This window comes from Leifsonia sp. GW821-FHT13C05, from assembly GCF_058806515.1.
In genome coordinates, this window is sequence record NZ_JBXAPT010000001.1 from 1,203,219 (window position 1) to 1,222,070 (window position 18,852).

Genomic DNA, 18,852 nt, shown 5'->3' on the forward strand with positions numbered 1-18,852 from the left:
TGAGAACGCCTGGCGGATTCCACCAGTTTCTGGATCATCGGGTCTTGCGGAAGCTGCCTGGAATTCACGAGTGGTGCTCCTTCGGGGTCGAACACGATCACGCACAACAACCCGCCGGCACTTCGATGTGCCCGTGCGGTGGGTCGATACTGGCACATGGCCGGTGCTGTGCGCATCATCCAATGGGGAAAACGTCCATTCCGAAACACAATCTTCACGAAATCCGTTCCGGATCGTCGTTTTCGACGGGGAAACCGTTGTGCAGCCCCTTCCGAGGGAGGCCCGCTGGCGGAATCCGCGCCCTCTCCCCTGCGAATTCACGAAATCAGCACAAATACGACCAACGGACAGTCGAAATCGTCGTTGTGTTCGGGCTAGGGTGATCATCGAACCACCACGTCGACGTGTAAGGAGCCCCATGAAGGTCGCGATCCCCCGCGAAATCAAGAACAACGAGTTCCGGGTGGCGATCACCCCGGCCGGCGTGCACGACCTCGTCGCGAACGGGCACGAGGTCTACGTCGAGACCGAGGCGGGTGTCGGGTCCTCCATCCCCGACGAGCTCTACGCCTCGGCGGGCGCCACGATCCTGCCGGACGCCGCATCCACCTGGCAGATCGCGGACCTGGTGCTCAAGGTCAAGGAGCCGATCGAGAGCGAGTACCAGCACTTCCGTGCCGGCCTCGTGCTGTTCACCTACCTGCACCTCGCCGCGGAGGAGAACCTCACCCGAGCACTCATCGACTCCGGCGTCACGGCCATCGCGTACGAGACCGTGCAGCTGCCGTCCCGCGCCCTCCCCCTGCTCGCCCCGATGAGCGAGGTGGCAGGCCGCCTCGCCCCGATCGTCGGCGCGAACACGATGCTCAAGCCGAACGGCGGCCCCGGCCTCCTGGTCCCCGGCGTTCCCGGCACGCACCCGGCCGTCGTCACGGTGCTCGGCGGCGGTGTCGCGGGCACGAACGCGACCTCGGTGGCCGTCGGCCTCGGCGCGGAGGTGACGGTGCTCGACACCAACATCGCCCGCCTGCGCGAACTGGATGCGCTCTACGCCGGACGCATCAAGACCATCGCCTCGAACAGCTTCGAGATCGAGAAGGCGGTCGTCGCCTCGGACCTCGTCATCGGCTCCGTGCTCGTTCCCGGCGCGAAGGCGCCGAAGCTGGTGAGCAACGAGCTGGTGTCCAGGATGAAGCCGGGAAGCGTGCTCGTCGACATCGCCGTCGACCAGGGCGGCTGCTTCGCGGATTCCCACCCGACCACCCATGCCGACCCGACGTTCACGGTGCACCAGTCGCTGTTCTACTGCGTCGCGAACATGCCGGGCGCGGTGCCGCACACCTCGACGTACGCGCTGACCAACGCGACGCTGCCGTACGCGCGCGCCATCGCCAACCGCGGCTGGCGCGAGGCGCTGTCTGCTGACGCCTCCCTCGCGCTCGGCCTGAACGTGCACGCAGGCACGGTGACCAACTCCGCCGTGGCAGAGGCCCACGGCCTCACCTCCGGGACGGTCGCCGACGCGCTCGCCTAGCCGCGCATCCCGCACCGCAATAACGGAGATCCTGGCCCAACCGGCCGGGATCTCCGTCGTTGCGGAGCCCTGAGCGGCGTGTCGCCCCAGAACTCCGGTCGAACTGCATAACCGGAGATCCTGCGCGACACGCCGCCGCGAACTCCGTTCGTGCGGAGATCAGGGCCGGGTCGCACCCGAACTCCGTTCCAACGGAGTTCGGGCGTCAGCTCAGCTGACGTCGAACCACTGGTCGCCGATCTCCACGCGGGTGCCGCGGGTCACCCGGTAGCGTCGTCCTGCCTCGCAGAGGCGGGCGACGCCGCCGAGTGGATGCGCGACCGTCCCGTTCCCGGAGTACCGGTCGCAGATCCACAGCTCCCCCGCCTCGATGCCGAACTCGAGGTGCGTCTTCGAGACGCTCCTGGCCGGGTCGTCGACGGTGATCAGTTGGTCGACCTGCTCCCCCGGCTGCGTGATCGGGCGGCGGCCGATCAGGCCGGTGCCCGACACCTCGACGCTCGGGCCGGTGGAGAAGCTGAGCGTGTACGTCACCTGTGCCTGCTCGACCGGCGGCGCCGCGTCGAGGTCTTCGACCAGGATCGGCGCGTCGTCCAGGGGCTCCGCTCCCGGGAACCGTCCGGCGACCGCCGGCTTGGGCAGCCGCTCCACGATGGAGGTGTCGGAGGGCCGAGAGTCCGCGACGGCAGGCGGCCGAACGCGCGCCGCCGTCACCGAGCTTCCGCAGTTGCCGCAGAACAGGGTTCCGTCCGACAATTCGCTGCCACACACCCGACAGTTCATCGTCTGCCTTTCCTTCCGTTGCCCTTCCACCCACGGTAGCCGAGCGAGCGGAGCGAAACCGCCGCCAGCAGGCGCTTCCACCGTGTGTCGCGCTTGCCGAGCTGGCCGCGCAGTTCATCGACGGCCTTCCAGACCGTGTCCGCCTCCTCCTCGGTGGGAGCGATCGGGCTGAACACCGCCCGGTCGGCGACCGCCGCGAGAGCGCTCGCCCGGGAGCCGCCGATGGTGCCGGCGAACTCCTTCCTGGTCGCAGCGGGCGGCGGGTCGTAGCCGTGGTCTACCGCGGTGTCCGCGAATTCGCGCCACCCTCCCGCGATGCGCTCCACCGAGGTCGGCGCTCGCCTGCGCAGCGCCCTGCGCCGCCACTTCGCGGCGAGGACGGCGAGGAACGGCGCGGAGAGGATCGCCAGGCCGAGCACCACCCAGCCGAGGATGGTGAGCACCGTGAGGATCGCATCCAGGAGCGGGTTGGGCTGCGGGGTGTTGCTCTTGTCGACCTGCGCCTGCGGCGGGTCGTCGCGCTGCGCGGGTGTGTCGTCGACGGGAGGCTGCACGTTGGTCTGCGGGCGCGTGATCTGCGTCGGCTGGTCCGGCTGCTTCGGCGGAACGGGCCGCAGCGGCGGGGTCGGGTCGACCGTGACCCAGCCGTCCGCCGTCTGCACTTCGATCCACGCCGAGATGTCCGAGCCGGTTAGGGTGACGCTCGCCGAGCTCGCCTGGTCCTTCGGAGCGACGAATCCGACGACGACGCGGGCCGGGAACCCCAGCTGCCTCGCCATCAGGGCAGCGGTCACGGCGTACTGCTCCTGGTCGCCCAGCATCGGGATGTCGGTGAGCAGCTCCGTGATGCGGTCTGCTCCGTGCCCCGACCTGCTCGGCGGCTCGTCCGGTCCGATGCCGTGGCTGATGTATCCGTCGGCCGCGAGCCCGTCGAGCGCTGCTGCGAGCTTCGCGCCGGCGCCGGTCACGCCCGCGGTGTACTTCTGCAGCGTCTGCGACAGCTCGTCCGGGATGATCGCCGGTTTCGGGACCACGGCGCTGCCCGGTTCCGCCTTCGTGAGGCCGGCGGCGGTGACCTCTGGCTTGACCACCGCATCCATCGTGTAGCTGTCTCCGGATGCGAGGCTGCGGGTGACGGCGCCTGTGCCGGTGACGTCGTTGTAGAAGAACGCGCCGGAGAGCGTCGGCGCGTTCGAGCCGTGGAAGGTGATCTGCTGCAGCTGGCCGCTGCCGGGAATCCAGGGGCCGCGGTAGTCGCGCACGGTCACCGCGATGGTGTCGCGCGTTCCGGTGACGCCGTTCTGGTCCATCCGGTACGGCACGCGGGTGAACGATCCGGATGCGCTGGTCACCGCGTCGGTGCCGACCGAGTACGTCACTCCGTCGTAGGTGTCGAGCGTCGCGATGCGCAGCCGGCGGTCGGACGGGAGCCCGTCGACGGTGAGCATCGGCTGGTCGGCCTTGGCCGGTTCGAGGTAGGAGCGGAAGCCGCTCAGCGGCGTCGGGTACGAGCGGGGGTCGAACGGCTGCTCGACGGCGGTGCGCACCACCTGGCGCTCGCGGTCCGGCGGGGCGAGCACGGCGGCGGCGGTGCCGGCGACGCAGGCGATGGCCACGATGACGGCCGCGCCGACGAGGGTACGGCCGACGGTCATCCTCCTGTCGCGGGCCGATTCGACGATGACGCCGCTCTGCTCGGTGAGGCTGCGCACCGACGCCGCCCGTCTGCGCAGCCGGAACCGGATCATCCAGCCGAGCAGCACCGCGAACAGGGTCAGCGCCAGCCAGAGCGGGACGGCGGAGGTGCCGGAGCCGAGCAGGATGCCCGCCAGCATCAGGAGGATGGGCGGGATGGCGGCCAGCTCTCCCCGATTGGCGCGCAGTGCTGTCGACACCGTCGCCACGACGGCGACGAGGGTCAGGATGAACGCGGGGACGAGCAGCGCCTGGTACGACCCGACCGGCAGCGAGATCGTGACGAGTTGCTTCCAGCTGAGCCAGGTGGCGCGCACCAGGTCGCCGAAGCCCTGCGCGGTGGGCAGCAGGCCGCGCGCCGTCGTCTCCCCCGGCACCGCCAGCTGGGTGCCGAGACCGAGGTACACCAGCACGACGAGCGGAGCGACGACGATGCTCGGCCAGCGGAACACCGCGCCGAGCACGGCGATGGCGGCCCCGACCAAGAGGGTCACGCCGAGCATCACCGCGAACGCGGACGACTGGTACACCGGCCAGAAGGCCGCGGCGGCCAGCCCGGTGGCGACGATCGCGAACGTGGTGTCGACGGCGGCGCCCGCCAGCCGCTTCCGCGCATCCACGGCGGAGACGGTCGTGCGCTTCGTCTTCTGCTGCGCTGCCATCAGGTCGCCAGCCGTTTCGCCAGGCTCTTCTGCAGGTCTTCGAGGTAGCCGATGGTGAGCACGCTGAGGTCGGACACCCTGCGCAGGGCGGGCACCGCGCCCTCGTCGCAGACCACGGCGACCACGTCGACGCCGAGCGGGAAGTGCGATGCGGAGGCGCGCAGCTGCGTAGCGGTCACGGTCGAGCCGCAGACGAGGAACGCGACGGAGATGCCCGTCGATTCCTCCGCCGCGATCTGCGCGAGCTCCGGCAGCCGGAGTGCCGTCGGCGCCAGCTCGACACTGGCGAGGTCGTCGAGCAGCCTGCCCCTGTTCACGACGCTGAGGCGCCGGACGGTGTGCACGATCTTCTTCGCGAAGTCCGGCGTGCGTGCGCTCGCGACCACGGATACGGTGCGCGAGTCGAGCATGGCGCGCACGCCGAGCGAACCGGCGGCGCTCACCGCCAGCTCGAACTCCTCGTCGTTGCCGTAGTCGGAGCTCGACAGGCTGAGGGCGACCAGCAGGTGGCTGCGCCTGGTCTCCTCGAACTGCCGCACCATGTAGCTGCCGGTCTTCGCCGTCGACTTCCAGTGGATGTTCCTGCGCTCGTCGCCCGGAACGTACTCGCGCAGCGCGTGGAACGCGATGTCGCTCGCGGTCAGGTCGCGCGTCGGGGCGCCTTCCAGGTCGCGCACGAACCCTGTGCTCATGCTCGGGATGGCGATGGTCCGCGGATGCACGAACAGGTCGAGCGACTCCGCCCACACCATCTCGCGCCGCACGACGCCCACCGGGTCGGCGCGCACCGTGCGCACGGGGCCGATCGGCACGATGCCTCTGCGCGTGGTCGGCACCAGGAAGACGTCGGAGTGCTCCTCGCCTCCGGCCAGCGACGGAGCGGCGAACTCGGCGAGGCCGTGCCCGACCGGCACCTCGACCCGCACACCGGGGAGCCTGCGGCGCACGGGGTTCCGCACGATCACCTCGCCGGGCGCCTTCTCCCCCACCACGACGCGGTTCGACGGCAGGGCCAGCTGCACCCGGTACGCGTTTCGCCCGGCCAGGTAGCCGGAGGCCACCACCAGCAGGGCGACGGCCGACCAGCCGACCACCACCGCCTCCAGCCAGCCGTAGACGTAGCCGGAGGTCAGCCCGAGGATCGCGACGACGGCGAGAGCCCAGCCGAGCGGCGTGACCACCGAGCCGATCCTGCGCGCCACCCCGGAGACCGCCCGCCAGGCGGCAGAGGTCGATCGCACGACCAGCACGATCACGTCGGCCAGGAATCCGTCCCTGGTGCCGACGATCCTCGCCCTGGCGTTGGTGAGCTCCGCCTGGGTGCGACTGACGGTGGTGCTCACACGGCGACCCGATCCCCGGGCGGCGGCGTCTCGATCAGGATCTGGGCGACGACGCTCGACGCTGTCACACCCTCGAACTCGGCCTCGGGGTCGAGCACGAGGCGGTGGGCGAGCACCGGCTCCGCCAGCGCCTTCACGTCGTCGGGCGTCACGTAGTACCGGCCGGCCGACGCAGCGAGCGTCTTGGACGCGCGCACGAGCGCGAGGGCGCCGCGCACGCTGACGCCGAGACGGATCTCGTCGGCCGTGCGCGTCGCATCCACCAGCCGGGAGACGTAGTCGTTGATCGTGGCGTCGACGTGCACCGTGCGCGCCATGCCCGCCATCTCCACCACCGTGGCCGCCGAGATGACCTCCGGCACGACGATCTCGTGCGCCCGGTGCTCCGACCCCTCCAGGATGCGCAGGGTCGCCTCGTGGTCCGGGTAGCCGATCGACGCCTTCATCAGGAACCGGTCGAGCTGCGCCTCCGGAAGCCGGTACGTGCCCGCCTGCTCGATCGGGTTCTGCGTGGCGATGACCATGAACGGGGCGCCGACCTGGTGGCGGACGCCGTCGACCGTGACCTGCTCCTCCTCCATCACTTCGAGCAACGCCGACTGGGTCTTGGGACTCGCCCTGTTGATCTCGTCGGCGAGCACGATGTTCGCGAACACCGGGCCGCGGTGGAATTCGAACGCGCCCGTGCGCTGGTCGAAGATGTTGACGCCGGTGATGTCGCCCGGCAGCAGGTCGGGGGTGAACTGCACCCGGTTGCTCGTGCCGCGGACGCTCTGCGCGATGGCGCGCGCCAGCGACGTCTTGCCCGTGCCGGGGAAGTCCTCCAGCAGCAGGTGCCCTTCGCTGAACAGCGCCGTGAGGGACAACCGGATGATGTGCGCCTTGCCGAGCAGCACCCTGTCGATGTTCGACACCAGCCGCTCGAAGACGCCGGAGAACCACGTCGCCTGCTCGGGGGTCATTGTCATGCGTGGCCTCTCAGCGTCTTCTGGATGGTGCCGCGGCCGGTGCCGTGGGGGTTCGTCTGCATTGCGGGCATTGTCATTCAGTATGGCCGTTCCTACCCTTGCGGCACGGCAGAACTCGCGTAGCTCTGGGTGTACGTGCTGCCGCCGACGGTCACGGAGACGACCAGCGGGAAGCTCGGGTCCACCGGGGCACAGGATGCGGTCTGACCGACGGCGGGCATCGGCGTCTGGGTGACGCCGCCGTCACAGCTGTACGTCACCGAGTCGTAGGAGCCGGTCGGCCACGACGTCCAGGTGTACGCGTAGGTGTAGGTCACCGGGTCGGTGTCCGGGACCGGCGTGGTGGTGAATCGAACCCCGCCGAGGTCGGTCGCGACGGCCACCCCGAGCGGCACGCTGAGCTGGGCGCCCGGATCGCTGCAGAGCGTGGAGCCGTCCGGGTAGCCCTCGCAGATCCGGATGATCGTCAGGGTGAGGGGTACGCCGTAATGGTTGCCACCCGTGCCGGTCAGCAGCCCCGAGGTGCCCTTGAACGAATCGGATTCGTTGACGCCCGCGCCGGTCAGTCGGTAGTACACGACCGGGTTCGCCCCGCTGCCGGCGCGGTACGTCACGCCGTCGAGCCGGAAGTCGTAGCGGTCCGGGAAGCTGGACACCGGCCCGGACACGCTCACGGCGGTCGGAGCGCCCGGCGCCTGCCGCGGTGTTGCCGTGACGACGTTGCTGCGCGTGCATCCCTGGCCGTTGTACGCGTAGACCACGAAGTTGTAGCTCGTGTTCGGCTGCAGCCCCCGGAACGTGGTGCTCGTGCCCGCCGTCGAGACAAACGACGACGAGGTGGGGTCCACCTGCAGCACGGGGTTGCCGGACTCGACACCCGTGACCGTGCAGTTCGGCATCGCCGAGCCCTGGAAGACACCGGCGTAGTAGCGGGTGATCGCTTTGCCGTTGTCGCTGAACACCGTCGGCCAGCTCAGCGTGGCCGTCGACCCGTCCGTCATGCTCGGCGTCGCCGTCGGCGCCGGGCCGGTGACGAGCGGAGCGCCGGCGGGCACGCCGCTGCTCTGGCTCTGGTTCCAGCTTGTGCGCCCGGCGTAGAAGTCGTTGCGGGACGACACCGCGTATCCGATGGCTGCGCCGTTCGCGATGCTGCCGTCCGCGAGGTTGAGCGAGTACTGGGTGCCGACCGCGTCGCCGCGCTGCACGGCGAGCGAGGCGGTCTGTCCGCCGAGGGTGACCACGTACGAGCTGATCGGGCTGGCGCCCGGCACGTCGGCCGGCTTGGTCCAGCTGATCCGCAGTCCGTGGTCGAGCGGCTGCGACGACAGCCCGGACGGGGCTCCGGGGATCACGTCCGACCAGACCGGCTCTGTGTATGCGGTCGGGTCGGACAGCCCGAGCGCGTTCTTCGCCCGCACGGCGATGGTGACGGCGTTGTCGGGGCCGTTGCCCGGCGTCTGGACGGCGCAGCTGGTCGTCGCGCACGGCGTGGTCGAGAAGACCTGGCCCGTCGCCGCGTTCGCGACGGTCACCTCGAACCCGGTGATCGGCGAGTTGTTGAACGCGCCGGGGATCCACGACACCGTCAGCGACCGGTCGGCGAACGCCGTGATCTGCACGTTCGAGACGGGGGCCGGCTTGTCCTGCACGGACACGGTGACCGTTCCCCAGGTGTACCTGTCGGGGTCGCCCGTCGCATCCGCCACCTCGTACTGCACGGTCGCGTCGGCGGGCGCCGCCGTCGCAGACACCTGGATGCTCAGAGTCGAGTTGTCCGCGCTCGGCGTGATGGTGACCCCGCTCGGCAGGTCGCTGCTGCCCAGCCCGCGCACGCCGACGACCCTGAGCGGCTTGTCGGGGAACGGGTTGGTCGCCTTGTCGTTGGCGAGCACATCCACGCTCGTCGTCTGGCCGCGGGGCGCGATCACGGTGTCGGACTGCGGACTCGCCAGCGGCCTGGTGGACGGCACCACGTTGAGGTCGATGCGCCCTGGCTGCCCGGCGTTGACCGCATCCCGCACCCCGATCGCGATCGAGGGATGCGCGCCCTTCGCGGTGCCGGCGGCGACCGCGATCGTGAGCTTGCGCCCGTCGAGCGAGACGGAGACGCCGTCGGGTTTCGGGTCCTGGATGCTGAAGGCCAGCTCGTTCTGGTCTTTCGCATACGGGTAGCTGGTGAGCTTCGTGAGGTCGACCGTCTTCGTCTGCCCAGGCTCGAAATCGATCAGCGCCCCGGTGAACACCGGGGGCTGGTTCTGCCGCGCCGTGACCTGGATCGGCAGCACGATGGTGGCGACGTTGCCGTTCGGGTCGCCGGCGGACGTGCCGTCCGTCACCTGGAACGAGATGGATGCCGGCCCGAAGTAGCGCGACGTGCTCGTGTACTGCAGGGTGTCGTTGTTGACGACGAGGTCGTCGCCGTTCGCGTGCGTCGCCCGCACGGTCGCCGCGTCCGTCAGCCGCACTTTGCGTCCGCCGACGGCCACGATGTAGTCGTTGAGGTGGATCGTCAGCGTCTTCTCGCTGACCACGGTGAGGTCGGGGGCGCCGCGCTTCACCTGCGGAAGGGCGTCGTTGTATCCGGGGATGTGCACGAACCCGTAGCCCGAGATCGACTCGTCGTCCGGGTTGGTGACCTTGAACGGGATGATCTGGCTCTTGGCGCCGATCGTGATCCTGATCCGCTTGTTGGCCGTCACCTGGGCGCTGGTGCCGTAGCCGGGCACGAGTTGCAGCTTGAGCGAGGAGACCGGCCCGTCCGCGAAGAACACGTTGGCCAGCACGTTGACGTTGACCCTGTCCTTGCCCAGGATGTCCGACAGGCCGAGCGACGTGTCGGAGACCACCGGACGCGCGGGAGGGGCGTTCGCGCTGACCGTCACGCGCACGAAGTTCTCGCTCGTGCCGCCGCGCTGGTTCTGGATCGTGTAGAGGAAGCCGTACGTCCCTTCGGCCTTCGGCGCGGTGACGACCACGATGTCGTCGGTGATCTTCGCCTTCGCCTTGCCATCGAGCGACGACACCTTGGTGACCGTCAACGGGCTCCCGTCCGGGTCGCTGTCATTGGCGAGCACCTGGATGTTCAGGGTCTTGCCCGGCCGGGTCGTCACGTCGTCCTCGACCGCGACGGGGTTCCGCGCTCCGTCGACGCGCGGGGCGATGCCGACCCTGACCGTCCCCGTGGCCCGCGCGCCGAGCGCATCCACCACCGCGTAGCTGAACGTGTCGGTGCCTGCCGCGTAGTCTCCGGCCTGGAAGTCCATCCAGTCCGCGCCGGAGGCGATCACGGCGCCCTTCTGCGGGTTCGTCTCCTGCCCGATGAACTGCACGGAGTCGCCGTCGGGGTCGATGCCGGACAGCGGCACCGTGATGCGGACCGTGTCGCCGGCGAGCACGCGCGCCGTCACCGTCTTCGGCACGGGCGGGTTGTTCGTGGCCTCGTCGCGTTCGCGGACGGCGATGTTGACCTCGGCGGTCGCCCACTGGCCGTCCTCGCCGAACACCTTGTACGCCGCCGTGAAGTTGCCCGGCTTCGACGGCGCGAGGTAGCGCAGCTGGCTGCCGCTCGCGAAGAGCAGGCCGGCGCCGGACGGCAGCGGCGTCGCCAGCGTCGGGTCGAGGGTGAGCTTGTCGCCGTCTGGCTGGATGTCGTTGGTGAGCACCGGGATGTCGACCACGTCGTCCACGCGCACCGAGACGGAGTCCGGGGCCGCGATCGGCGGCTGGTGCACGGTCAGCGGCGGCAGCTGCACGACCGTCACGGTGCCGACCGCGTCGGCCAGGCCGTTGCTCAGCTGGTAGTGGAAGTCCATCGGGCCGGCGAGCGGACGGTTGAGTGTCACGCGCAGCGTGCGCTGGCCGAGGATCTCGACGCGGACGCCGCTGGTCGGCGGCGGGGCGGTCACCCCGGTGACCAGCAGCACGCCGCCGGACGGGTCGATGTCGGTGGAGAGCACATCCACGTCCTGGGTGGTCTGCTCCCGGATGAACGCGGTGTGCGGCACCGCGATGGGCGCCGTCTTGGCGCCGGGCGGGGCCTTCACGTCGATCCGGACCGTGCCGGTGGAGGTGACGACGCCGTCGGAGACCGTGTACTCGATGTTGTGCGTTCCGACCTGGTCGGAGTCGAAGCGGAACGTGCCGCCCTGGTAGTCGGGCGTGATCGTCGCGTCGGCCTTGCTCGGGACGTTGCTCAGCCGCACAGTGCCGTTCCCGCCGCGCACATGCGCGAGCGGCTGCACCGTCACCTCCTGGCCCTGATAGGCGAGCACGGCGAACGGGTCGGCGATGATCGGCACCTGGCCGGGCGCGCGCACGGTCACGGCGAGTGTCCCCGTCCCCTGGGCGAGGGCGTCGGACACCACCAGGCTCACGTCTTTGAGGTCGCCGCCCTGGCCGTGGTCGGAGAACGCGACCTGACCCTGCGGCGTGAACGTCACGGTGTCCGGGCCGGGAACGCTCGCCCCGGCGAGGAAGAAGGAGTCGCCATCCGGGTCGTAGCACTCGCTGAGCACCGAGCTGGTGACCCGGCCTCCCGCCTGTACGACGGCCTTCGCCGCCCTGGCGCAGACCGGCGGGGAGTTCTCGGTGGGCAGGCGCACGCTCACCACCACGTGGGCGGACGCCGTGCCTCCCCTGCCGTCCGAGATGGTGTAGTCGAACGCGATCGTGCCGCTCGCCGTGTCCGGCAGGGTGATCTGCAGCTGCTGGTTGCTGTTGGTCAGCTCGAGGGTGCCCTGCTCGACCGGGATGCCCGTGAACGAGTCGATCGTGAGCACGTCGCCGTTCGGGTCGTAGTCGTTGAGCAGCACGGGCAGCGGCGTCACGCGTCCCGGCCGTGCGCCGAACTGGTCGTCGACCGCCACCGGAGGCTGCTGCTGCTTCTCATACTGCGGCGTCGTGTCCTGCCTGGACTGGTCGACGAGCTCCTTGGTGTTCTTCTTCGCGACGAGCTCGTCCCAGTTGTCGATGCGCGTGTTGCCGCTCTGCACCGCCCAGGAGACGCCGGACTTGGCGTCGTTCAGCACGACCCTGCCCGTGTTGGCGCGGAAGGCGAGCGCCGCTCCGCCGGGAACCTCGCTGAGCGTCGAGGCCTTTCCTGCACCGGATGCGTCGCACGTCGACCACGCAGCTCCTCCGGCCCACGCGGCGTACGTGCAGTCGCCGACCGTGATGGGAGCCGCCGGCGCGCCGGACGCGTCCGCGAACGCGCGGGACGGCTTCGTGCCGTCGAGCGGCACTTCGATGAGCCCGGAGTTGGTCGCGATCCACACCGCGTCCCCGGAGGCGGACGGCTGCTGAACGACGGCGTCGTCGCCGGTGCGGAGGAAGCCGGAGAGGTCGACGGTCCTCCCCGCCAGGTAGACGGCACGCGCATCCGGATCGAAGAGCGCCCACTTGCCACCGACGACGGTGAGCGCCGCCGCGGCTCCGTCGCCCGTCGTCGGCACCTTCTGCGAGGTGGTCGTCGGCTCGGAGCCCGTCACGTCGATCCTGGTGACCGTCTTCGTGTCCGGCAGGTAGGCGAACAGCGCGCCGGCGGGATCCATCGCCGCGATGGTCCGTCCGCCGAGGTCGATGGTCGAGCCGGAGCCCGCGTTGAACTGATCGAGCTGCGGCACCGTCGTCAGCCAGAGCTGCCCCGTCGCCTGCGAGAGCAGCGAGACGTGGTCGCCGGAGATGTCGACCCGCGGCGAGCGCGGGGGAAGCGCGACGGACTTGCCCGCCTCGCTGGTGGCAGGGTCGACGACGGCGAGGGTGTTCGTCTCTTTGTCGAGCAGCAGCACGTTCGAGCCGTCCTGGACGACGTCGATGGCCTCCCCCGTGCCGGTGACCACGGAGTTCAGCTTGTCGATCTCGGTGTTGGCCCTGCCGAGCGACTTCTTCGCTCCGCTCGCCACCCAGACGGCCGCGTCGCCGAGCTGCAGGTGCTGGGCGCTGTATCCGCCGGAGACGACGGCGAGCGTCGTCACGAGCGCGACGACAGCCGTGCTGCTCGTCACGGTCGCCACGAGCGACTTGTGCGCCGCGATCCAGGCACCGATCACGGGCTGTCAGCTCTCTGAACGCACTTCTGGCCGCTGGGGGCGCCGGTCTTGCCGTCCCTGTTGACGGTGACGGTGACGCACACGGTCTCGCCGGGTTTCGCATCCACCCGGAACTCGGTGGCGTGCTGGCTGCTCGGCGGCTCGTCCCCGACCGCCACCTGATAGGTGTCGTCCGGCTGCAGGCCGGGGTCGGTCCAGCTGAACACGATGGTCCCGGACGACACCCGGCCGGAGAGGTCGCGCACCGTCGGGATCTCCCCGCTCGACGACACCTTCACCAGCACGAACGTCGCGGTCACGGCCAGCGCGACCACCAGGATCGCGCAGGCGACCAGCGAGAGCACCAGTGCGCGCGACCATCGGGCGGGCGGAGGCGCCGTGCTGCTCGGCATGCTTCCTGCGCTCTCGCGCACCACGGTCCTCGTCGGGGCGCGCATGACGGTCGCCGCCGACGCGTTCCTGCGCCGCCTGCGCGCGGCGGACGGGTCGACGGAGACCAGGCCCTTCACGCGGGTCCTGTCCTCCGGGTCCTCCGCCGTGGCCAGCGCCCAGTCGTCCATAGCGACCTCGATCGGCGTCTGCGGCAGGCCGAGCTCGGTCTCCACCGCCTGCAGCTCCCGGATGAACTCGATCACGCTGCGCTGCCTGGCCGACGGCTTCTTCGACATCGCCTTCTGCAGCACCTGCTCCAGCCGCGGAGGAACGTCGACGCGGCCGATCGGCTGCGGGCGTCCCTTGGTGATGCGCGAGATGAGCTCGGAGGAGGTGTTCTCCTTGCCGATCACCTCGAACGGCGAACGGCCGGCGAGCAGCGAGTATATGGTCGCGCCGAGCGCCCAGATCTCGCTCGCGATGGTGCCGCTGGTCTCGTCGAGGAGCACCTCGGGCGCCGACCACGGGATGGACAGCCCGATCGCCTCCGTCACCTCGGCCTCCCCCAGGGTGGCGGCGATCCCGAAGTCGCTCAGCACCGGATGCCCGTATGCGGTGGTCAGGATGTTCGACGGCTTGATGTCCCGGTGCAGCACGCCGGCCCTGTGCGCCGTCTCGACCGCGCTGGCGATCCGCACGCCGATGCTCAGCGCCTCGGCGACGGGGAGGGGGTCCATCCGGTAGCGCTGGCCGATCGCCGACGAGCACAGCTCCATCACCAGATACGGGCGGCCGTCGGCGGAGACACTCGCCTGGTAGACGGTGAGGATCGACGGGTGCGTGCTCAGCTGGGCCATCAGGTTGGCCTCCGCCTGGAACATCTGCTTGACCTGGCTGGTGACCACTTCGGCGAGCATGACCTTGACCGCCACCTGGCGGCGCGGCATGTTCTGCTCGTACAGGAACACGTCGGCGAAGCCGCCGGAGCCGAGCACACGAACGTACGAGAACCCGGGAAGATTAGGCGGCTGTGACGGCAATCGCCGGGCCATATCGCCTCCCGGGTCGGTTGAAGCACAAAACGGTCCCCCAATTGTAGGCAGGGCCTGCTGGGCGGATCGGGCCAGGTCCCGGACTGGGGACAGGATACCTACCCCCAACTCGGGGGCCAGCATCCGGATGCGGCGAGCCGGTCAGTGGCGGCGCGCTGCCCGCCGGGGCACGCCGTCGCCGTGCGGTCCGCTCTCCGGGGTGGCGAGCACGTCGACGACCACGACGGTGACGTTGTCCCGTCCGCCGTTGCCGAGTGCCGCATCCATCAGCTGCTGCGCCGCGTCGAGCGGGGAGGCACCTTCGCCGAGGAAGTACCGGATGCCGTGCTCGGTGAGCTCCTTGGTGAGCCCGTCGGAGCAGACCAGCAGCCGGGAACCGGCGACGATCGGGATGAAGAAGAAGTCGGGAACAGGGTCTTCGTTGAAGCCGACGGCCCTGGTGATCACGTTGCTGTGCGGGTGCACCTCGGCCTCTGCCGGGGTGATCGCGCCGGAGTCGAGCAGTTCCTGCACGATCGAGTGGTCGACGGTGACCTGTTCGAGCGTGCCGTCGTGATAGCTGTACACGCGGGAGTCGCCGATGTTGAAGACCAGCCAGTACGGAGAGCCGTCGACCAGCGTGAGGGCGATGCCGGTCACGGTCGTCCCGGTGCCGAGGTCGGTGTGGCCGACGCCACGGCCCATGTCGTCGACGGCGGAGCGGAGCGCGCTGGTCAGCGCATCCTGGCCGACGAAGTCGACGGAGACCTGCTCGGCCAGCCGGGTGACAACGGCGGTGCTGGCGAAGTCCCCCGCGGTGTGGCCGCCCATCCCGTCGGCGACGGAGAAGATCGGCGAGCGGGCGAGCAGGCTGTCCTCGTTGACGGAGCGCCGGTAGCCTTTGTCGCTCAGCGCCGCCCAGGCGAGGCTGATCCGCGCGTCGGAATCGCCGGGGACGACCACGGTGTGGCGTCTGTTGCTGCGACCGATCTGGGTCACTCGCGTCCTCTTCTGGTCGGTTCGGCCGATGCGTCGCCGTCGGCGCGCTGGCCCACGGCAGTGATCTCGATGATATTACCGTCGCCGATCTCCACGGTGGCCCCCGCGAGCACGACGACGGACTGTCCAGGCCGCAGCCGGGACTCCGTTCCCGCAGCTGCGGTGACGATGGTGCCGTTGGTGGAACGCAGGTCGGTGACGACCACGGCGTCCCCCTCCTGCTCGATCCTGACGTGAGTCGACGACACCTCGTGCTCCGGCGACGCGACAGCGACCAGGCGGGGAGGAGCCCCCTGCTCGATGCGTGGAGCGGACGGCCGCCTGCCGATCAGGACGGGCAGATCGAGGTCGAACACCTCACCGGATGCGAGACGGATCGCGTATTGCGCCGGTGCGGGAGGGAGGATGACGGGCTGGGTCTGCGCGTCGGCATCGCCGGTGATGGGCGTCGCGAACGGTCCGGGCGTGTCGGAGGGCGGCTCGATGTCCACGGCACCGGGCAGTTCGTGGCCGGCGGGGACGACGGAGGCCGCGGGGGCGGGCTCCGGCTCGGCCTCGCGCGCGAAGATGCTGGCGCCGCGCCTGGCCCGGATGATGGTCTCGTCGAAGAGGGCGTCGTCGTCGGCGTCGGCGCTGGGCGTGCTGGCAGTGGCGCTGCCGGCGTCGCCTGCTCCGCCCACGTATCTCCCCGGCGCCGTGCGCTCGACGCGCTCGATCGGCGACAGCGTCCAGGTCAGCAGCTCGCCGTCCACGACGCCGAGCCCCACCGGAAGCGACCCGACGCTCAGCCGGGCGACGGGACCGGTCGGCAGGTCGTCCCCGCCGATCACCAGCCCGGTCACCGAACGGAACTCGGCGAGCACCCACGGCTGCACCCCGGCGGCGGAGAACCGCCGGGATCCGCCGACGGAGAAGACGTCGATGGCGGCCGTCCCGCGCACGACGGCCGTCACGAGCACCTCGCCTGCGGCGTTCGGCTCACTCAGCTCGGCGACGGCGAACGAGCGCACGGCATCCTGGCCCACCAGCGGAAACGCGCCGACGACCGACTCGATGGTCGCCAGGTCGGAGTCGGCCAGCCACCACACCGTGTCGACGATCGAGTCGGCGACAGAGCTCTCGACGGCGGCGACGAACCGCCGCCCGGCGATCAGCAGCCACCGCGACGGCCCGGCGACCGGGGCGTACCTCACGTATCCGGGAGACACCGAGGTTTCCTCCCGTGGCTGTCGTGGTGGTGGGGTGGGTGGTGATGGTGGGCGTGCGTTATCCGAGTGTAATCTCCGAACCCGCCCGCCGAGACCTCTTTCCCACTTAGGGCCCGTCGAGCAGCCCGAGTGGATCGTCGTTGCACGCTTCGTACATGTCTCGTCCACGCGCGGCGTCGATGAACGGCCACTCGCGCGTCGGCGTGTCGGCCGCGTGGTCCTTCGCGGTGTAGCCGGGCTCGACGGTCCCCGTCCGCACGAGGCACTCCGCCATGATCGCGTCCTCGTCGAGATTCTCTGGATTGCGCTGGATCCACGTGTACAAAGCACCGATGGGAAACTCCCCCGAGCTCGTCGAGCACTCGTTCTCTACTTTGTTCGCTCGAGCGGCGCCCAGAGACGGAGGAAACGTGAACTCCGAGGATCCAGCCCGATCAGACAACTCGATGCCGGACGCCGCCAGGCAGGACCGGTACCGATCCCGCATCTCCTGGTACTCCTGGTACGAGATCGTTCCGTCTTCCAGCACCGCGCGCACGAAGTCGGACGTCGACTCGTTGTATTTCAGCTTGAACTCTGCGGCCCACGGCCCGTCGAAGTCCTGCTTCGCCGGGCGTGCGTCCGCCGCGCATCCGGTCAGTGCCACCGCTGCAACGAGTGCCACCAGGGTGCCGCGAGCCCGGCGTCTACGACCTCGTTGCACACCTCGACGGATCATCGGGAAATACTATACCCACACGCTTACATTTTACACTCACCCGATGAACGACATCACGTGCTTCACCCGCGTGTAGTCCTCGAACCCGTACATCGAGAGGTCTTTCCCGTAGCCGGAGTGCTTGAACCCGCCGTGCGGCATCTCCGCCACGATCGGGATGTGCGTGTTGATCCAGACGCAGCCGAAGTCGAGGTTCTTCGCGAAGCGCATCGCGCGGCCGTGGTCTTTCGTCCAGACTGAGGAGGCCAGACCGTATTGCACGCCGTTCGCCCAGCGCAGCGCCTCCGCCTCGTCGGTGAACTTCTGGACCGTCTGCACCGGCCCGAAGATCTCGTTCTGCACCGCCTCGTCGTCCTGGCGGAGGCCGGAGACGATCGTCGCCTCGTAGAAGTAGCCTTTATCGCCCTGGCGGTGGCCGCCGAGCTCGACCGTGGCGTGGTCGGGCAACCGGTCGACGAATCCGCTCACCTGGGCGAGTTGATTGGCGTTGTTCACCGGCCCGAACAGGATGCCGTCCTCACGAGGAGTCCCCGTCCGGGCGTTCTCACGCGCGTACGCGGTGAGCGCTGCGACGAACTCGTCGTGGATGCCCTCCTGCACCAGCAGGCGGGTCGCCGCCGTGCAGTCCTGGCCGGCGTTGAAGTATCCGGCCGCGACGATCCCTTCCACGGCCTGCTGGATGTCCGCGTCGTCGAACACGATCACCGGCGCCTTCCCGCCGAGCTCCAGGTGCACCCGCTTGAGGTCGAACGATGCGGCGCGTGCCACCTCCATCCCGGCCCGCACCGAGCCGGTGATCGAGATCAGCTGCGGGATGGGGTCTGCCGTCATCGCGGCGCCCGTCGTCCTGTCCCCCGTCACCACGTTGAGCACGCCGGCCGGCAGGAACTCGGCGGCCACCTCGGCGAGCAGCAGCGTGGAGAGCGGCGTCGTGTCCGACGGCTTCAGCACCGTCGTGTTCCCCGCGGCGAGCGCCGGGGCGAACTTCCAGACCGCCATGTTGAGCGGGTAGTTCCACGGCGTCACCTGGCCGACCACGCCGATCGGTTCGCGCCGGATGAACGAGGTGTGGTCTTTCAGGTACTCCCCCGCCGACCGGCCTTCGAGGTTGCGGGCCGCCCCCGCGAAGAAGCGGATCTGGTCGACGGACAGCAGGATCTCGTCGTCGACCAGCGTGGCGCGGGGCTTGCCGGTGTCCTGGGACTCGGCGTCGGCGAACTCCGCCGCCCTCTGCTCCATCGCGTCGGCGATCCTGAACAGCGCGAGCTGGCGTTCGGCCGGCGTCGTCTCTCCCCAGACCTCGAACGCATCCCGTGCGGCGGCGTACGCGTCGGCGACGTCATCCGTCGTCGACACCGGTGCCGTCGCGTAGACCTCTTCGGTCGCCGGGTCGATCAGCGGGATGCGCTCCGTCGCCCGGGATTCGGAGAAAGCGCCGTTGACGAAATTGCGGAGTTCTCGCGTTGTCATGCCGGAAGTCTACTGATTTCGA

The 18,852-nt window shown here is 69.8% G+C and carries 11 protein-coding genes; 1 reads left to right on the forward strand and 10 read right to left on the reverse strand.

Translation table 11 applies throughout. The features are described from left to right. Nucleotides 1-418: 418 nt before the first annotated feature. Nucleotides 419-1,534, forward strand: a complete 1,116-nt coding sequence (gene ald / locus AC1ROC_RS05790) for an alanine dehydrogenase (protein ID WP_492998686.1) — start codon at nt 419-421, stop codon at nt 1,532-1,534. A 210-nt stretch (nt 1,535-1,744) separates the two neighbouring features. On the opposite strand, the gene AC1ROC_RS05795 is transcribed toward ald, so the two are convergent. The 10 genes from AC1ROC_RS05795 to AC1ROC_RS05840 form a co-directional block, all read right to left on the reverse strand. Next, on the reverse strand, nt 1,745-2,317 hold the full coding sequence (locus AC1ROC_RS05795) for a zinc ribbon domain-containing protein (protein ID WP_492998688.1): 573 nt from the start codon (nt 2,315-2,317) through the stop codon (nt 1,745-1,747). Continuing rightward, nucleotides 2,314-4,674, reverse strand: coding sequence for a transglutaminase TgpA family protein (locus AC1ROC_RS05800; protein ID WP_492998690.1), 2,361 nt, complete (start codon nt 4,672-4,674; stop codon nt 2,314-2,316). The genes AC1ROC_RS05795 and AC1ROC_RS05800 overlap by 4 nt, the downstream gene beginning before the upstream one ends. Next, entirely contained in the window at nt 4,674-6,017 is a 1,344-nt protein-coding gene (locus AC1ROC_RS05805) for a DUF58 domain-containing protein (protein WP_168689059.1), read from the reverse strand. Before AC1ROC_RS05805 ends, AC1ROC_RS05800 begins: the two co-directional genes overlap by 1 nt. Further along, the gene (locus tag AC1ROC_RS05810) at nt 6,014-6,985 is read right to left on the reverse strand and encodes an AAA family ATPase (RefSeq protein ID WP_085369359.1); all 972 of its coding nucleotides are present in this window, start codon (nt 6,983-6,985) and stop codon (nt 6,014-6,016) included. Before AC1ROC_RS05810 ends, AC1ROC_RS05805 begins: the two co-directional genes overlap by 4 nt. A 92-nt stretch (nt 6,986-7,077) precedes the next feature. Continuing rightward, a complete protein-coding gene (locus AC1ROC_RS05815) occupies nt 7,078-13,032 on the reverse strand; it encodes an Ig-like domain-containing protein (protein WP_492998693.1) in 5,955 nt (1,984 codons plus the stop codon). Further along, nucleotides 13,029-14,399 carry a serine/threonine-protein kinase gene (locus AC1ROC_RS05820; protein ID WP_492998695.1) on the reverse strand — a complete coding sequence of 457 codons (1,371 nt, stop codon included), beginning with the start codon at nt 14,397-14,399 and terminating at the stop codon, nt 13,029-13,031. The genes AC1ROC_RS05815 and AC1ROC_RS05820 overlap by 4 nt, the downstream gene beginning before the upstream one ends. A 198-nt stretch (nt 14,400-14,597) precedes the next feature. Then, nucleotides 14,598-15,434, reverse strand: coding sequence for a protein phosphatase 2C domain-containing protein (locus AC1ROC_RS05825; RefSeq protein ID WP_085369362.1), 837 nt, complete (start codon nt 15,432-15,434; stop codon nt 14,598-14,600). Beyond that, a complete protein-coding gene (locus tag AC1ROC_RS05830) occupies nt 15,431-16,642 on the reverse strand; it encodes an FHA domain-containing protein (protein WP_492998697.1) in 1,212 nt (403 codons plus the stop codon). The genes AC1ROC_RS05825 and AC1ROC_RS05830 overlap by 4 nt, the downstream gene beginning before the upstream one ends. A gap of 106 nt (nt 16,643-16,748) precedes the next feature. Next, nucleotides 16,749-17,288, reverse strand: coding sequence for a hypothetical protein (locus AC1ROC_RS05835; RefSeq protein WP_492998699.1), 540 nt, complete (start codon nt 17,286-17,288; stop codon nt 16,749-16,751). 108 nt (nt 17,289-17,396) lie between these two features. After that, nucleotides 17,397-18,830: a gamma-aminobutyraldehyde dehydrogenase gene (locus tag AC1ROC_RS05840; protein WP_492998701.1), complete on the reverse strand. Its 1,434-nt coding sequence runs from the start codon at nt 18,828-18,830 to the stop codon at nt 17,397-17,399. Nucleotides 18,831-18,852 lie beyond the last annotated feature (22 nt).

Bases quoted from the DNA above. Each gene is read 5' to 3' on its own strand.
- AC1ROC_RS05810 (WP_085369359.1), bottom strand. From the start codon at position 6,985: ATGACAATGACCCCCGAGCAGGCGACGTGGTTCTCCGGCGTCTTCGAG.
- AC1ROC_RS05840 (WP_492998701.1), bottom strand. From the start codon at position 18,830: ATGACAACGCGAGAACTCCGCAATTTCGTCAACGGCGCTTTCTCCGAA.
- AC1ROC_RS05800 (WP_492998690.1), bottom strand. From the start codon at position 4,674: ATGGCAGCGCAGCAGAAGACGAAGCGCACGACCGTCTCCGCCGTGGAT.
- AC1ROC_RS05795 (WP_492998688.1), bottom strand. From the start codon at position 2,317: ATGAACTGTCGGGTGTGTGGCAGCGAATTGTCGGACGGAACCCTGTTC.
- ald (WP_492998686.1), top strand. From the start codon at position 419: ATGAAGGTCGCGATCCCCCGCGAAATCAAGAACAACGAGTTCCGGGTG.